The organism is Glaciibacter sp. 2TAF33 (assembly GCF_052114945.1).
In the GTDB taxonomy this organism is placed as follows: Bacteria; Actinomycetota; Actinomycetes; order Actinomycetales; family Microbacteriaceae; genus Cryobacterium.
Window position 1 is genome coordinate 22,705 of the sequence record NZ_JBFRFS010000005.1, and the last position, 14,018, is coordinate 36,722.

A 14,018-nucleotide genomic window follows, 5' to 3' on the forward strand; every position below is an offset into this window, starting at 1 on the left:
GAGAAGACAGCAATGACGCTCGCCCTGGTGACCATGTCGCACAGCCCGCTGCTGGAGTATGTGAACCCGCCCGCCGACGTGAAGGCGGGGGTGGACGCCGCCTTCGACGCCGTGCGTGCCTTTGTCACGGACTTCGACCCCGACCTGGTCATCAACATCGGCCCCGACCACTACAACGGCTTCTTCTACGACATCATGCCGCCGTTCTGCATCGGCTATGACGCGGTCGGGGTCGGGGACTTCGGCACCCAGGCCGGGCCGCTGAACGTGGCCACCGACACCGCGCGGGCGCTGACCGAGTTCCTGATGCAGGAGGGCATCGACATGACGGTGTCGCTGCGGATGGAGGTCGACCACGGCGCGGTGCAGCCGATGGAGATCATCTACGGCGACTTCACCGCGAAGCCCGTCGTGCCGATCTTCATCAATTCGGTGGCGCCGCCGTTCACGCCGCTGAAGCGGATCCGCGAGCTCGGCGAGGCGATCGGCCGCTTCGCGAGCACCGAACTGCCCGACCAGAAGGTACTGCTGATCGGCTCGGGCGGGCTCTCGCACGAGCCGCCGGTGCCGCAGATCGCCACCGCGACCCCCGAGGTTCGGGCGTCGCTGCTCGGCGGCGGCCGTCACCTCACCCCGGAGGCGCGCGACGCCCGGCAGCAGCGGGTCATCAGCGCCGCGAAGGACTTCGCCGCCGGGATCAACGTCGTCAAGCCGCTCGCTCCGGAGTGGGACCAGGAACTCATGCGCATCCTCGCCTCCGGCGACCTGAGCCCGATCGACGCCTGGACGCCCGATGAGATGAGCGAGATCGCCGGAAACTCCTCACACGAGGTGCGCACCTGGATCGCCGCGTACGCGGCCCTCGGAGCTGCCGGCCCGTACACGGTGCAGTACTCCTTCTACAAGCCAATCCCGGAGTACATCGCCGGGTTCGGCGTCACCGCCGCCACCCTCGACTGATTGGCGGACTTCATCTCCTCCATACTGGAGCAGTGACAGTGATCCTCGACCCTCAACGCAACCGCGGCCGCCTCTCCGGTCAGGTGTACGAGACCGTGAAGACCCGGCTGCTCGACGGTGAGTACGCGGCGGGCGCCAAGCTGTCTGTCGAGGCGATCCGCACCGAATTCGGGGTCAGCAAGCAACCCGTGATGGAGGCGCTCCGCCTGCTCGCGGCCGACGGGCTCGTGGAGATCCTGCCGCAGGTCGGCTGTGTCGTCATGCGGTATTCGCTGCAGGAGGTCGACGATTTCTTCGAGATCTTCGCCGCCTTCGAAGGCGCCATCGCCGGCGCGGCGGCAGAGCGGCGCACCGACGCCGATCTCATCGTGCTCGAGGCCGCGTCACGCCGGATCGAGCGGATCAGCGCAGAACCCGACCCGCGGGCGCGGTCGTCCGAGTACCGACTGGAGAACCGCGCCTTCCACGAGGAAGTCCACCGCATCGTCAATTCGCGCATCATGACCGACGCCAGCAGGCGGATGTGGGACCTGAGCGACCTGCTGATCAACACCACCGGGCGGGAGTTGCCACTCAGCTATGTCGCCGGCGAACGCCACGCGGAGCACGAGGCCATCCTGGACGCGATTCGCCAAGGCGACGGCCGTGTGGCGCGGAACCTCATGGAGGAGCACATCAGGGCGACCCCACGCCTGGTTCGTGACGGCGCACCCCGCCCCTCCGTCTGACCCCTCTCCCCTCGCCGAACCCGCAGTTGTTGGGTCTAAGACGCGCTCATAAACCCAACAAGTGCGGGTTCGGCGACGGATGCGGGGGTGAGGGATGCGGGGGACGCGGGGGTGGGGGACGCGGGCGCGACGGGGATCAGGATTCGGTCACCTGGCCGGCGATGACGGTCCAGTGGCGATCGAGGCGCACCGTGCTCAGCATCCGTCGGTCGTGGGTCACCAGGAGGAGCGTGCCCTCGTAGCCGTCGAGCGCCTGCTCAAGCTGCTCGATCGCGGCCAGGTCGAGGTGGTTGGTCGGTTCGTCGAGCACCAGCAGGTTGACCCCGCGGGCCTGCAGCAGGGCGAGCCCGGCGCGGGTGCGCTCGCCCGGCGAGAGTTCCTCCACCGGACGGCCGACGTGGTCGGCTTTGAGCCCGAACTTGGCCAGCAGAGTGCGCACCTCGCCTGACGCCAGCTCAGGCACGAGCGCCTCGACACTGTCGGCCAGCGGCCGGCTCCCGGCCAGCAGCGACCGGGCCTGGTCGATCTCCCCGATCCGCACGCTGGCGCCGAGGCCGGCCGTGCCGGAATACGGTGCCTGCTGCCCGAGCAGGGCGCGCAAGAGCGTGGACTTGCCTGCCCCGTTGGCGCCGGTGATGCCGATCCGTTCGCCGCCGTTCACCTGTAGCGACACCGGCCCCAGGGTGAACCTCCCCTGTCGCAACACAGCGTTGCTCAGGGTGGAGACCACCGCGCTGGAACGCGGCGCCTGCCCGATCGTGAACTCCAGCTGCCACTCCTTGCGCGGTTCCTCGACCTCGTCGAGCTGCTTGATCCGGCTCTCCATCTGGCGCACTTTCTGGGCCTGCTTCTCGCTCGACTCGACCGAGGCCTTACGGCGGATCTTGTCGTTGTCCGGCGCCTTCTTGAGGGCGTTCCGCACGCCCTGGCTCGACCACTCGCGCTGGGTGCGGGCCCGGGCGACGAGGCCCGCCTTCTTGGCCGCGAATTCGTCGTAATCGGCCCGTTTGTGCCGGCGGGCCGTTTCACGTTCCTCGAGATAGGCGTCGTAGCCGCCGCCGAAAACTCGGTTGGAGCCCTGCGAGAGGTCAAGTTCGAGCACCCGCGTCACCGTGCGGGCCAGGAACTCGCGGTCATGGCTGACCAGCACCACCCCGCCGCGCAGCCCGGTGACGAACGCCTCCAGTCGCTCCAGCCCATCGAGGTCAAGGTCGTTCGTGGGCTCGTCGAGCAGCACGAGGTCGAACCGCGACAGCAGGAGCGCGGCAAGGCCCACGCGCGCGGCCTGCCCGCCGGAGAGCGATGTCATCGGGGTCTGCGCGGCCCAGTCCGCCGTTCGGGCAAGTCCGAGGTCGGCGAGCACGGCCGGCACCCGCTCGTCGAGGTCGGCCGCGCCGCTGGCCAGCCAGCGGTCGAGCGCCTCGGAGTACACGTCGGCGGCATCTCGCCCATCCGGGCGACCGGCGCAGTCGGCGCGGTCGGCGTCTCCGAAAGCGGATGCCGCGGCATCCATCTCAAGCGTCGCCTCCGCCGTCACGGTGCGCCGTGCGATGTAGCCGGACACCGTCTCGCCGGGTATCCGCTCATGCTCCTGCGGCAGCCAGCCGACGAAGGCGTCGGCCGGCGAGAGCGTGATGGCCCCGGCCTGCGGTTCGCCGAGGCCCGCCAGGAGGCGCAGCAGGGTCGACTTGCCGGAGCCGTTGATCCCGACCACGCCGACGACGTCGCCCGGCGCGACGGTGAGGTCAAGCGACTCGAAGAGCGTCCGGTGGCCGTACCCACCGGCCAGGCCCTGGGCCACGAGTGTTGCGGTCATCCCTCAACTCTATTGATTCGCCGAGGCCTCCCGCCCAGCCACCACCACGCGGATGGGCGTGGAGTGGTCAGAGGGCGGCGCGGCGCTCGGCGGCCTGCTCGGGTGTGGGGTGGTAGATCTGCGTCCGTTCACCCGAGCGGTCGATTTCATGAACGCTCATCAGCTCGCCGCAGATCGGACAGACGGATGCCGCCTGGGCCGCCTTCACGTCTTCCTCCGGCACGACGTTGTACGGGCCGAGCGGCGGCGGGCCGATCCACGGGAAGAGGGTGCGGTTGACCCAGGCGGTGAGGGCCCCCACCTTGGACGCGTTGCTGCCATCCGGTTTCGTTCGTGCCATAATGATTAGTGTACTTCGTAAATAGTGCGAGCGCGACCCGACCAGAGGATGCCATGGAAACCACGAGAAATCTCCTCGCCCTGGAAGACCAGGTCTGCTTCGCACTGGCCATCGCCTCCCGCAGCGTCAACGCCGTGTACCGGCCCATTCTGGAACCGTACGGGCTCACGCATCCGCAATACCTGGTGATGCTCGCGCTCTGGGAGCAGAGCCCCCGCTCGGTCAAGGAACTCGGCGCGGAGCTGCAGCTCGAGCCCGCCACGCTGTCGCCGTTGCTCAAACGCCTCGAGACGAGCGGGCTGGTGGCCCGGAACCGCGCCACCGATGACGAACGGGTGCTGCTGATCACCCTCACCGACGCTGGTGCTGGACTCCGTGCGGAGGCGGAATCCGTTCCCCCGCGGATCATCGACAAACTCGGGATGAGCCTGGACGAGCTCGAGATCCTGCGCCGGTCCCTGTGGCGGGTCATCGACGCGGCACAAGGCGCTGGAGGCGACCAGGCGCTCAACGGTCGCTGACATCGAAGCCGGAATCCCTCCTCCCGGTCAGCGCCGCTTGATCGAGTATCGGTGCTCCGGTCGTCCGGTCTGCCCGTAGCGCAGTTCCAGACGCACGGCACCGATGTGCTCGAGCTGCGTGAGGTAGCGTTGCGCGGTCGCCCGGCTGATCCCGACCTGGGCTGCGATCTCGGACGCCGAGAGGCCGGAACGCCCGGCGCCGACAGATTTGTACACGAGCTGGAGAGTGGGAGCGAGGTGCTCGATGTCGGGAGTGTCCCCGTCCGAGGGCGCCGGTCGCAACAGTTCGAACATGTGGTCGACGTCCTCCTGGCCGGCGTCTTCCGGCCAGTCGGCGATCTGGGCGAGAGCCGCCCGGACCGCGCTCAGACGTTCCGCCAGTGCAGCGAAACCGAATGGCTTCACAAGGTAGTGCGCCACGCCGAGTTGGACTGCGGTGCGCACCGCGTCCACATCGGTGGCTGCTGAGATGACAATGACCACTGGTGGGCGGGGGCTGTCGAGCAGGGCCCGCGCGACGTCGAGTCCGTCGCCGTCGGGCAAGTAGATGTCCAGCAGGACCAGGTCAGGCTGCAGGCGTCTCGCCATCTCGAGGGCATCGGCGGCTGTGTGTGCCTTCCCGACCACGAGGAAGCCCGGCACCTTCTGGACAAACCCCTCGTGCACCGAGGCGACCCGGAAGTCGTCGTCGACGATGAGTGTGGTGAGCGAATCGTCACTCATGCGGTCACCGTCCTCGTCTCGTGAGCGGCTGTCGACCGCGGCAGCACGATCAGGAAAGTCGCCCCTGGCCCCTCCGACACCGCGATCGTACCGCCGAGCTTTGCCACCGTATTCTCGACGAGCGCGAGGCCCAGACCGCTGTGCCGCACGATCGACCCGCGCTTGGTCGTGAAACCGTTTCGGAACATCTCGGGCAATACGGCAGACGGCACACCCGGCCCGTTGTCCATGACCGTCACGCGGATCTCGTCGTCGTTTTCCTCAATGCCGACCTGTACGCGACGGGGCGCGGGAGTTCCCGCAACTGCGTCGAAGGCGTTGTCGATGAGGTTGCCGAGGATCGTCGTGAGCGACTGCACGCTCTGCGGTGCGGCGCCGATCGAGGTCGCAGGATCGAGCACCAGCTGGATTCCGCGCTCGTTCGCCTCCGAGGCTTTGCCGAGCATGAGACCAACGATCTGCGGTGCCGCAATATGGGTCCGCAGAGTCTGATCGAGGTCGGCCGCCGTGCCGCGGATTTCGTTGACGTACTCGAGGGCTTCCTCCGGCCGGCCCAGCTCGAGCAGGCCCGCGATGCCGTGCATCCGGTTGCTGAACTCGTGCTGCTGGGCGCGCATCGATTCGGTGAGGCTGCGCTCGCCGTCGAGTTCCCGGCTTAACGCTTCCACCACCGTACGATCCTGCAAGGTGACCACGACGCCGTGCGCCTGGCCCGTAAGGGTGACCGGCATCCTGTTCACGACGAGCCAGAAATCGTCGGTGAGCACGATCTGATCGGTGACGACGCTCGTGCCGGTCAGCGCGTCGCGCACGGGGCCGGGGGGCAGCACGTCCTCCACGCGGTGCCCGACGACATTCTCCGCGAGCCGCAGCAGCCGCTGGGCCTCGTCGTTGGTGATGCTGATCCGCCCGGAAGGGTCGATCGCGATGACGCCCTCACGGATGCCGTGAAGCGTGGCCTCCCGCTCCTGCAGCAGCCGCGCGATCTCGTCGAGCTCCAGCCCGAACGTGCGCTTCCTGAGAAGGGTCGACAGCCCGAACGAGGCAAGTCCGCCCAGCAGCAGCATCACGACGAACCAGATGCCATACGACGGCAGTTGGCTGAGCAAGGCGCTGGAGACCGAATCCTCCTTGATGCCTACCGAGATCTCGCCGATGAAGGCGCGATCCGCGGAGTAGAGCGGGACGATCGCGTTGGCCGTGACCCCGGTGGCGCCGTTGTCCACACGCAAGTGCACCCGCCCGTCGGCCGCGAGCAGAGACTCGGAAACCCGTTTGCCGATGAGGGAGGTGTTGGGGTGAGAAACCCGAACGGAGCTGGTGTCGATAACCACCACGAAGGCAGATCCGGTTTTCTCCGCGGTCGTCGTGGCGAGCGCCTGCACTTCAGCATCGCACGCGGGGTTCCGGGCGGCGAGACAGGTCTGCACCGAACCGTTCTGTGCGAAGGTCTGTGCGATGGCGGCCGCCCGCGACTGATAGTCATCGTCGAGATGACCGCGGGCCGTGGTGGCGAACAGGAGGAATCCGATCGCGGTGGAGACGGTCAAGATCACCAGATGTGCCAGGAACATCTGGGTGGAGAGCTTCTTCATCCGCTTGAGCATCACCTGATTGTCGCACCGGATCGCGTGAGCTTTATGCGCAGAAATCACTGCTAATGCGCGTAACAGGCGCATGGCGCAGAAGCGAGACAAGGCTTGGGGATTGCTGCCACCATCATCACGCACATACACCGACGCATGTGCACTGACAGAGAGGTCAAACGCATGGGTGACAACAACACCCCCCAGCGAACGCCCGTGGCCCCCGGGGTGGCCGACGACGCGGCGCGCATCGACATCGTCGGGTTGACGAAGAGGTTCCTCACACCGAAAGGTGAGCCCTTCACGGCGATCCGAGACGTATCCCTGACGGTGGAGGCAGGCCAGTTCTGCGCCATCGTCGGTCCGACCGGGTGCGGCAAGTCCACGACACTCGCGCAGGTCTCGGGATTGGACCGGCCGAGCGAAGGCTCCGTCCAGGTCGGCGGGCACATCGTCGACGGCATCACCAACGGTGTCAGCTACATGTTCCAGTCCGACTCGCTCTTCCCGTGGAAGACGGTCCTGCAGAACGTGATGATCGGACCGGTGCTGCTGGGCACGTCGAAGAAGCAGGCGACGTCGCTTGCACTTGACTGGTTGCGCCGTGTCGGCCTGACCGGCTTCGAGGACCGCTACCCGCACCAGCTCTCTGGTGGTATGCGGAAGCGCGTCGCGATGGCGGCGGCCCTCATCAACAACCCGCGCATCCTGCTCATGGACGAGCCGTTCGGCGCGCTCGACGTGCAGACCAAGTCGATTATGCAAACCGAGCTCCTCGGGCTGTGGGAGGAGCTGCGCCCGTCGGTGCTGTTCATCACCCACGACCTCGACGAGGCGGTTGCACTCTCGGACCGAGTGGTCATTATGACGACGAGCCCCGGCACGGTCAAGGACGTCTTCGACATCGATCTGCCGAGGCCCCGCGGGGATGTTCAGACGCTGCGACACGAGCAGCGATTCATCGAGTTGCAGACCCAGATCTGGGAGTCCCTCCGGGACGAGGTCACTCGGGCCTACGAGCGCACGGCAGGAATGGCGGCATGAGTACCATGGTTCAGCAGAAAGCCGACGTGAGGCCCGTGATCACGGACGCTCCGGGACCGGCCGCACGGCAGTCCGCATTGGATCTGCAGGAGACAGCGCGACGTGCGCGCACCCGGAACACCACGTGGGTCTGGGTCGGTCGGGCAGCTGTTGCGGTCTTCGTGATCGGCGGCTGGCAGCTATTCACCCAGCTCAAATGGGTCGACCCCTTCTTCTACGGACAGCCGTCTCTGATCTGGGACTCCCTGGTCAGCCTGTTCACCCTGGGCACCGCCTTCGGAACGATCTGGGAGCAGCTCTGGGTCACGGTGCAGGAGGCACTGTTCGGGTTTCTGTTGGGAACGATCGCCGGGGTGGTCATCGGGATCCTGCTCGGCTCGAGCCGGTATCTGTCCGACGTTTTCAACCCATACATCAAGGTTCTGAACTCGATCCCCCGCATCGTGCTCGGCTCCATTTTCATCGTCGCGTTCGGCCTGGGAATCTTCCCGAAGATCCTGCTCGCCGCCGTGCTGGTGTTCTTCGCGGTCTTCTTCAACGCCTACCAGGGCGTGCGGGAGGTCGACCAGAACCTGATCTCGAATGTGCGGGTTTTGGGCGCCTCGCCTCTGCAGGTGGCGCGCCACGTCACCATCCCGTCGGCGATGACGTGGATCATCGCGAGCCTACACACCGCGTTCGGTTTCGCCATCATCGGCGCGCTGGTCGCGGAGGTGCTCGGCGCGCAGAAGGGCATCGGCTTGATCATCAGCCAGGCTCAAGGCCGTTTCGATCCGAACACCGTGTTCGCCTGCATGGTGATCATGGCGATCGTCACTCTCGGTGCGGAATACTTCATCAGCCTGCTGGAGACGTCAGTCCTGAAATGGCGTCCGCCGGTGCGCAGCGAGGCCCAGTCGATCTGACGCGAGACCAGTCCCTTCTCGGGTGCGGTGGAGTCGGACACCCGTTCGTTTCCACCGCACCCACTCAAGACCCGCCGAGCGCACCTACGCACGGCGTTACCGAAAGGAATGCACCGAGATGAAAAAACGCAGCATCGTCGCTGCCGCCTCCGCAGTAGCAGCATTGTCGCTGGTACTCGCGGGCTGCAGTAGCACAGGAAGCCCCAGCGCGGCTGGCAATGCCACCACGGCGGGCAATGCCAGCAGCACCGCCCTCCCTAAGGCGACCATGATGGTCGGTGGAATCGACAAGCAGATTTACCTGCCGTACCAGCTTGCCGAGAGCCTCGGCTTCTACAAGAAGTATGGCGTCGACATGCAGCTCTCCACCGAGCAGAACGGCGGCGTCGGTGCGGAGGAAGCCATGATCTCCGGCCAGGTCAACTTCTCAGGCGCCTGGTACATCCACGCCCCCGATTTCCAGTCGAAAGGCAAGAACGTCATCAACCTGGTGCAGCTCGCCGGCGCCCCGGGCGAGCGGATCATGTGCAGCCCGAAGGCGAACGTGAAGACGGCGGCGGACATCCGTGGCAAGAAGATGGGCGTGACCGACCTCGGCTCCGGTACCGACCAGCTCACCCAGTTCGTCGCATCCCAGGCCGGGGTCGGGCACAGCGACTACACGACCGTCGCGGTGCACGCCGGGGCAACGGCGATCGCGGCCATCCAGCGGGGCGAGGCCGACTGTGTCATGACGACCCAGCCGACGGTGGCCACCTTGGAGTCGCAGGGTCTGGCCGTCTCGGCGATCGACCTGGCGACCACCAAGGGCGCTCAGGAAAACCTCGGCGGCGCCTGGCCGGCCGCGGGTCTGCTCGCCCAGGCGGATTGGGTCAACAAGAACAAGGGCACCGTGCAGAAGGTCGTTACCGCCCTCGTCGCCACGATGCACTGGATGAGCACCCACACGGCCGCCGACGTCGCCGACAAGCTGCCGCAGGACTTCGTGCAGAACAGCACCATCTCGAAGGCCGACTACGTCAAGGCGCTGCAAGAGGACTACGGGCAGTTCCTGCCGGACGGCCTGATGCCGGTCGGTGGTCCGAAGACGATCTTCAAGATGGAGAAGGCGATCGGGACCGATGTCAGCAAGGTCAGCTACGACTCGACATTCACCCAGGAATACGCGCAGGCCGCGCTGAAGCAGCTCGGGATCACCCCGAAGACGAAGCCGGCCGACACCAAGAACGGCTAAGCCGGTCTGACACGTGAGGCCCGCGCGGGAGACCGCGCGGGCCTCACAACGTGGCCGCAGGACGACATACCGGTGCGTAGGCGTCAGGCCGCGCCGCTGTCGGCGCGACCTCCTCCAGAGCACAGGTTGGACAACGCGCGAATGAACGGCCACCCGCTCAGCTTGACCTTGGGCCGCAACAGAGTAGTGTCATCCCTCGTGACAACCGAGGGGACGCCCCCAGCACCAGAGAACCGGTCCCCTAAACGGTGGATCATCGGAGATCCCCTTCCGAGCGAGCACCTCGAAGGCCAGTTGCTCTCGAAGCGGCTGGCGCTGCCCATCTTCGCCAGCGACGCCCTGTCGAGCGTCGCGTACGCCCCGCAGGAACTGCTGATGATCCTGACCCTCGGCGGGCTGGCGTTCCTCGCCTTCGCCCCATGGGTCGCCGCCGCGGTCGTGGTGCTGCTGCTGGCCGTCGTCGCCTCGTACCGGCAACTGATCAAGGCCTACCCCTCGGGCGGCGGCGACTACGAAGTCGCGTCGAAGAACCTGGGCGAGAAGGCCGGCCTGGTGGTGGCATCCGCTTTGCTGGTCGACTACGTCATGACCGTTGTAGTGTCGGTGGCCAGCGGCGTGGACAATATCATCTCCGCGTTCCCGGTGCTGGTGGGTTTCCGGGTCGAGATCGCCGTGCTCTTCGTCATTCTGCTCGCCGCCGCCAACCTCCGCGGGGTGCGGGAGTCCAGCACCGCGTTCGCCGTGCCCACCTACCTCTTCATCGGCAGCGCCCTGCTCCTGGTCGTGGTGGGGCTGGCGCGGGTGGTGCTCGGTGACGCGCCGGTCGCCGAGTCCGCCGGCTTCGATGTGGCCGCGCCGAACCTGGCCCAGACGGCTTTCATCCTGCTGCTGTTCCGTTCGTTTGCGAGCGGATGCAGCGCCCTCACCGGCGTGGAAGCGATCGCCAATGGGGTGCCCGCGTTCCGACGCCCGAAGGTGAAGAATGCCCAGGCGACGCTTGTGCTGATGGGTAGCATCGCGATCATCCTGTTCATCGGGCTGACGGTGCTGGCGCTGGTGTCGCGAGTGCACTATGCGGAGAACCCATGCGACCTGATCGGCTGGGCCGAGTGTGCGACCTCCCCGCAGCGCAGCCTGATCGCGCAGGTGGCCGCCGCGACGTTCGGCAACAACTCCATCCTGTTCTTCGTGTTGCAGGCGGCGACCGCTGCGGTGCTGCTGCTGGCGGCCAACACCGCATTCAACGGATTCCCGCTGCTCGGCTCGGTGCTCGCGAAGGACTCGTATGCGCCGAAGTCGCTCAACACCCGCGGCGACCGCCTCATCTACTCGAACGGTGTGCTGCTCCTGGCGCTGGCGGCATGCGTGATCCTGGTCATCTACCGGGCCAACCTCACCGTGCTGATCCAGCTGTACATCATCGGTGTTTTCGTCTCGTTCACGCTGGGGCAGACCGGGATGGTGCTGCATTGGCTGCGGCTGCTGAAGACGAACCCGCCGGGCCGCGGATCCATCATCCGGAGCCTGTCAATCAACGGCTTCGGGGCCCTGCTGACGTTCGTGGTCTTGATCGTGGTGACCATCACCAAGTTCACCCACGGCGCCTGGCTGGTGTTCGTGCTGATGCCGGTGCTCTTCACCCTGATGCTCGGCGTCAACCGGTACTACCGCGATGTCGCCAAGGAGATCGAGGTCGACCCGGTGACGACCTTCGGCTCGCAGGGCGACCACGCCATCGTGCTCGTGGGCAAGATGCAGAAGCCGGTGCTCAAGGCGCTCGACTACGCCATCGCGGCCCGGCACGACTCCATCGAGGCGATCCACGTGTCCATCGACGACGCCGAGACGAAGCAGCTCAAGCGCGACTGGGTGCGGCAGAACATCCAGGTCCCGCTGCGGATCGTGCAGTCGCCGTACCGGGACATCAGCTGGCCGCTGATCAACTACGTGAAGGAGCACCGGGCGCAGCACGGCGCCGAGGTGATCACCGTGTACACGCCGATCTACATTGTCGGCCACTGGTGGGAGAACCTGCTGCACAACCATAAGGCCCGTCGCATCCGCCAGAAGCTGATGATGGTGCACGGCGTGACAATCGCGCTGGTGCCGTGGCTCTTGGACTCGTCCGAGCTGATCTACGGTCGCCGTTCCCGCCCGATCCCGGGCCAGGAACGACGCGGCGAGCCGGTACGCCCGCGGCCGGTTCCGCGAAAGCCGCTGACTCCGGCGGCCGCCGCGTCGGCGGCTGAGGCAGCAAAGTCGGCTGGGACCGCGACGAAGGCGGGTGCCCCCCTGGTCGGTGCCACACCCCCGGTGTCCCGCCCGTCGGCCTCCCGCCGTCGGAAGCGCAAGTAGCCCCGTCCCTTCTCCCCTCTCCTCTCCTCTCCTCTCCTCTCCTCTCCTCTCCTCTCCTCTCCTCTCCCCTCCTCTCATCTCCTCTCCCCTCGCCCTTCGCCCTTCGCCCCTTCGCCGAGAACGCACTCGTTGGGGTTATCAGGGCCTCATAAGCCCAACAAGTGCGTTCTCGTGGGAGGGGGCTCGTGGGAGGAGGCTCGCAGGGGGGTCAGAGCATCGTCATCACTTGGCGGGCGATCATCCGGCCGGCGCGGTTGGCGCCGATCGTGCTCGCCTGGGGGCCGTAACCGGCCAGGAAGATGCGCGGGTCCGTCCAGGACGCGCCGGCGCCGACCGTGATGCCGCCCGCCTTCTCGCGCAGTTTCAGCGGCGCCAGGTGCCGGAGTTCGGGGCGGAATCCGGAAGCCCAGATGATCGCATCCGCTTCGCTGAACGAGCCGTCGGGCCAGCGGACGCCGGTCGGCTCGATACGAGTGAAGATCGGCCGTGCGGCCAGCACGCCGCGGTCGATACCGGCGGCGATGCGCCGGGTCACGGGCACGCCGGTGCCGCTGACGATGCTGGGCAGCGCCTGGCCGGCGCGCGCCGCACCGTCCTGCATGGCGACCGCGGCGACGGCGCTCTCGAGGTCGAGTTGCTCGGTGTGGACCCAGTCGATCGGTCGCCGCGACGCCCAGGTGAGCTCGGCGGCCACGTTCTCGAGCTCGAGCATGAACCCGATCGCCGAGGTTCCGCCACCCACCACGATGACTCGCTTCCCGGCGAATTCGTCGGCGGAGATGTAGCCCGAGGTGTGCAGCTGTCGACCCGCGAAGGTATCTGCGCCCGGATACCACGGCACGAACGGCGAGCCCCAGGTGCCGCTGGCGTTGACCAGGACCTTGGCGTTCGTCTCGGGCCACGCCGGGGCGTCCGTCGCCACGATCAGGTCGGCGTGGCGATTGAACACCCGGGTGACGTTGACCGGTCGCCGCACGGCGAGTTCGAAATGCTCCTCATACTGCCGGTAGTAGTCGGTGACCACGTCGCGGGCGGGCAGCGACCGGTCGGCAGTGTCGAAGCTCAACCCGAGTTCGGCCATCCCGGGGAGGTCGTTGACCTTGTGCGCCGTGCCGAGTCGGAGCGACTCCCAGCGATGCTGCCAGGCTCCGCCCGGCAGGGGGCCACGGTCGAAGATCACAAAATCGCGGCCGGCGACGAGGTTGAAGCGGCGCAGATAATAGGCAACCGCCAGTCCGGCCTGCCCGGCACCGATGATGACGACGGGCACGGGCGCATCACTCGTCATCACGCCCCATTTCAGCATGCTCACCTTGGAAAGGCCTCAGCAGGGCGTCAGGCCCATCATGCTAAACTAACGGCTAGAATTCACTATTCGGTTCGGTATTTCCCGGGTGACTCATTGCTCACCCGGCCTGGCATCGTAAGGGGGTCACGCATGGGTCGCGGCCGTCAAAAAGCTAAGCACACCAAAGTCGCCCGGGAGTTGAAGTATTTCAGCCCCGACACGAACTACAACGCGCTCGAACGCGAACTCACCGGCCACCCCACGGGCGACCCGCGGCTGGACGAGGATCTGGCCAAGTGGCCGGAATACGAGGCCGAAGTAGCGGCCGAGCCCGACGAGTACGTCGACAACTACGCGACCGACCAGTTCGCCAGCGGAGACGAGCAGAAGCGCGCCTAGCGTGATCCGGCCACCGCGGCACGCACATGCGTGACGCGGGTACGCTCATGCGCGGTGTCAGTCACGACGCGGTGTCACTCATGCCGCGGCGTCGGTCAGTCACCCCGAGGGCGCCGCGC

The 14,018-nt window shown here is 66.8% G+C and carries 13 protein-coding genes; 8 read left to right on the forward strand and 5 right to left on the reverse strand.

The features are described 5' to 3' along the window. Positions 1 to 12: 12 nt before the first annotated feature. Both AB4Y94_RS05535 and AB4Y94_RS05540 read left to right on the forward strand, forming a co-directional pair. The gene (locus AB4Y94_RS05535; RefSeq protein WP_441725878.1) at positions 13 to 960 is read left to right on the forward strand and encodes a 3-carboxyethylcatechol 2,3-dioxygenase; all 948 of its coding nucleotides are present in this window, start codon (positions 13 to 15) and stop codon (positions 958 to 960) included. 32 nt (positions 961 to 992) lie between these two features. Beyond that, positions 993 to 1,688: a GntR family transcriptional regulator gene (locus AB4Y94_RS05540; RefSeq protein ID WP_441725881.1), complete on the forward strand. Its 696-nt coding sequence runs from the start codon at positions 993 to 995 to the stop codon at positions 1,686 to 1,688. A gap of 136 nt (positions 1,689 to 1,824) precedes the next feature. Here the strand turns inward: AB4Y94_RS05540 and AB4Y94_RS05545 are convergent, their stop codons facing one another. Both AB4Y94_RS05545 and AB4Y94_RS05550 read right to left on the reverse strand, forming a co-directional pair. After that, on the reverse strand, positions 1,825 to 3,504 hold the full coding sequence (locus AB4Y94_RS05545) for an ABC-F family ATP-binding cassette domain-containing protein (RefSeq protein WP_441725884.1): 1,680 nt from the start codon (positions 3,502 to 3,504) through the stop codon (positions 1,825 to 1,827). Between the two features lie 67 nt (positions 3,505 to 3,571). Further along, positions 3,572 to 3,844 carry a hypothetical protein gene (locus AB4Y94_RS05550; RefSeq protein WP_441725887.1) on the reverse strand — a complete coding sequence of 91 codons (273 nt, stop codon included), beginning with the start codon at positions 3,842 to 3,844 and terminating at the stop codon, positions 3,572 to 3,574. A 53-nt stretch (positions 3,845 to 3,897) separates the two neighbouring features. Between AB4Y94_RS05550 and AB4Y94_RS05555 the strand changes: the two genes are divergently transcribed. Then, entirely contained in the window at positions 3,898 to 4,365 is a 468-nt protein-coding gene (locus tag AB4Y94_RS05555; protein WP_441725890.1) for a MarR family winged helix-turn-helix transcriptional regulator, read from the forward strand. Positions 4,366 to 4,392: 27 nt separating this feature from the next. On the opposite strand, the gene AB4Y94_RS05560 is transcribed toward AB4Y94_RS05555, so the two are convergent. Together AB4Y94_RS05560 and AB4Y94_RS05565 are read right to left on the reverse strand one after the other, a co-directional pair. Continuing rightward, positions 4,393 to 5,088 (reverse strand): response regulator, encoded by a 696-nt coding sequence (locus AB4Y94_RS05560; RefSeq protein WP_441725893.1) that lies wholly within the window; start codon positions 5,086 to 5,088, stop codon positions 4,393 to 4,395. Further along, positions 5,085 to 6,824 (reverse strand): ATP-binding protein, encoded by a 1,740-nt coding sequence (locus AB4Y94_RS05565; protein WP_441725895.1) that lies wholly within the window; start codon positions 6,822 to 6,824, stop codon positions 5,085 to 5,087. Before AB4Y94_RS05565 ends, AB4Y94_RS05560 begins: the two co-directional genes overlap by 4 nt. Before the next feature lie 33 nt (positions 6,825 to 6,857). Here AB4Y94_RS05565 and AB4Y94_RS05570 point away from each other — a divergent pair, with 33 nt between their 5' ends. From AB4Y94_RS05570 to AB4Y94_RS05585, 4 genes are all read left to right on the forward strand, one after another. Then, positions 6,858 to 7,718, forward strand: a complete 861-nt coding sequence (locus tag AB4Y94_RS05570) for an ABC transporter ATP-binding protein (protein ID WP_441725898.1) — start codon at positions 6,858 to 6,860, stop codon at positions 7,716 to 7,718. Further along, on the forward strand, positions 7,715 to 8,623 hold the full coding sequence (locus AB4Y94_RS05575) for an ABC transporter permease (protein ID WP_441725901.1): 909 nt from the start codon (positions 7,715 to 7,717) through the stop codon (positions 8,621 to 8,623). The genes AB4Y94_RS05570 and AB4Y94_RS05575 overlap by 4 nt, the downstream gene beginning before the upstream one ends. Positions 8,624 to 8,741: 118 nt before the next feature. After that, on the forward strand, positions 8,742 to 9,857 hold the full coding sequence (locus tag AB4Y94_RS05580; RefSeq protein ID WP_441725904.1) for an ABC transporter substrate-binding protein: 1,116 nt from the start codon (positions 8,742 to 8,744) through the stop codon (positions 9,855 to 9,857). Positions 9,858 to 10,109: 252 nt separating this feature from the next. Then, entirely contained in the window at positions 10,110 to 12,212 is a 2,103-nt protein-coding gene (locus tag AB4Y94_RS05585) for an APC family permease (protein ID WP_441726667.1), read from the forward strand. 208 nt (positions 12,213 to 12,420) lie between these two features. Here the strand turns inward: AB4Y94_RS05585 and AB4Y94_RS05590 are convergent, their stop codons facing one another. Further along, positions 12,421 to 13,518 carry an NAD(P)-binding domain-containing protein gene (locus AB4Y94_RS05590; RefSeq protein WP_441725907.1) on the reverse strand — a complete coding sequence of 366 codons (1,098 nt, stop codon included), beginning with the start codon at positions 13,516 to 13,518 and terminating at the stop codon, positions 12,421 to 12,423. A 132-nt stretch (positions 13,519 to 13,650) separates the two neighbouring features. Between AB4Y94_RS05590 and AB4Y94_RS05595 the strand changes: the two genes are divergently transcribed. Continuing rightward, entirely contained in the window at positions 13,651 to 13,899 is a 249-nt protein-coding gene (locus tag AB4Y94_RS05595) for a DUF3073 domain-containing protein (RefSeq protein WP_441725909.1), read from the forward strand. The last annotated feature ends 119 nt before the right edge of the window (positions 13,900 to 14,018 follow it).

Excerpts from the sequence above, each read along its gene's own strand:
- AB4Y94_RS05535 (WP_441725878.1), top strand. The coding sequence starts at position 13 with ATGACGCTCGCCCTGGTGACCATGTCGCACAGCCCGCTGCTGGAGTAT.
- AB4Y94_RS05545 (WP_441725884.1), bottom strand. The coding sequence starts at position 3,504 with ATGACCGCAACACTCGTGGCCCAGGGCCTGGCCGGTGGGTACGGCCAC.
- AB4Y94_RS05550 (WP_441725887.1), bottom strand. The coding sequence starts at position 3,844 with ATGGCACGAACGAAACCGGATGGCAGCAACGCGTCCAAGGTGGGGGCC.
- AB4Y94_RS05555 (WP_441725890.1), top strand. The coding sequence starts at position 3,898 with ATGGAAACCACGAGAAATCTCCTCGCCCTGGAAGACCAGGTCTGCTTC.
- AB4Y94_RS05560 (WP_441725893.1), bottom strand. The coding sequence starts at position 5,088 with ATGAGTGACGATTCGCTCACCACACTCATCGTCGACGACGACTTCCGG.
- AB4Y94_RS05570 (WP_441725898.1), top strand. The coding sequence starts at position 6,858 with ATGGGTGACAACAACACCCCCCAGCGAACGCCCGTGGCCCCCGGGGTG.
- AB4Y94_RS05575 (WP_441725901.1), top strand. The coding sequence starts at position 7,715 with ATGAGTACCATGGTTCAGCAGAAAGCCGACGTGAGGCCCGTGATCACG.
- AB4Y94_RS05580 (WP_441725904.1), top strand. The coding sequence starts at position 8,742 with ATGAAAAAACGCAGCATCGTCGCTGCCGCCTCCGCAGTAGCAGCATTG.
- AB4Y94_RS05590 (WP_441725907.1), bottom strand. The coding sequence starts at position 13,518 with ATGCTGAAATGGGGCGTGATGACGAGTGATGCGCCCGTGCCCGTCGTC.
- AB4Y94_RS05595 (WP_441725909.1), top strand. The coding sequence starts at position 13,651 with ATGGGTCGCGGCCGTCAAAAAGCTAAGCACACCAAAGTCGCCCGGGAG.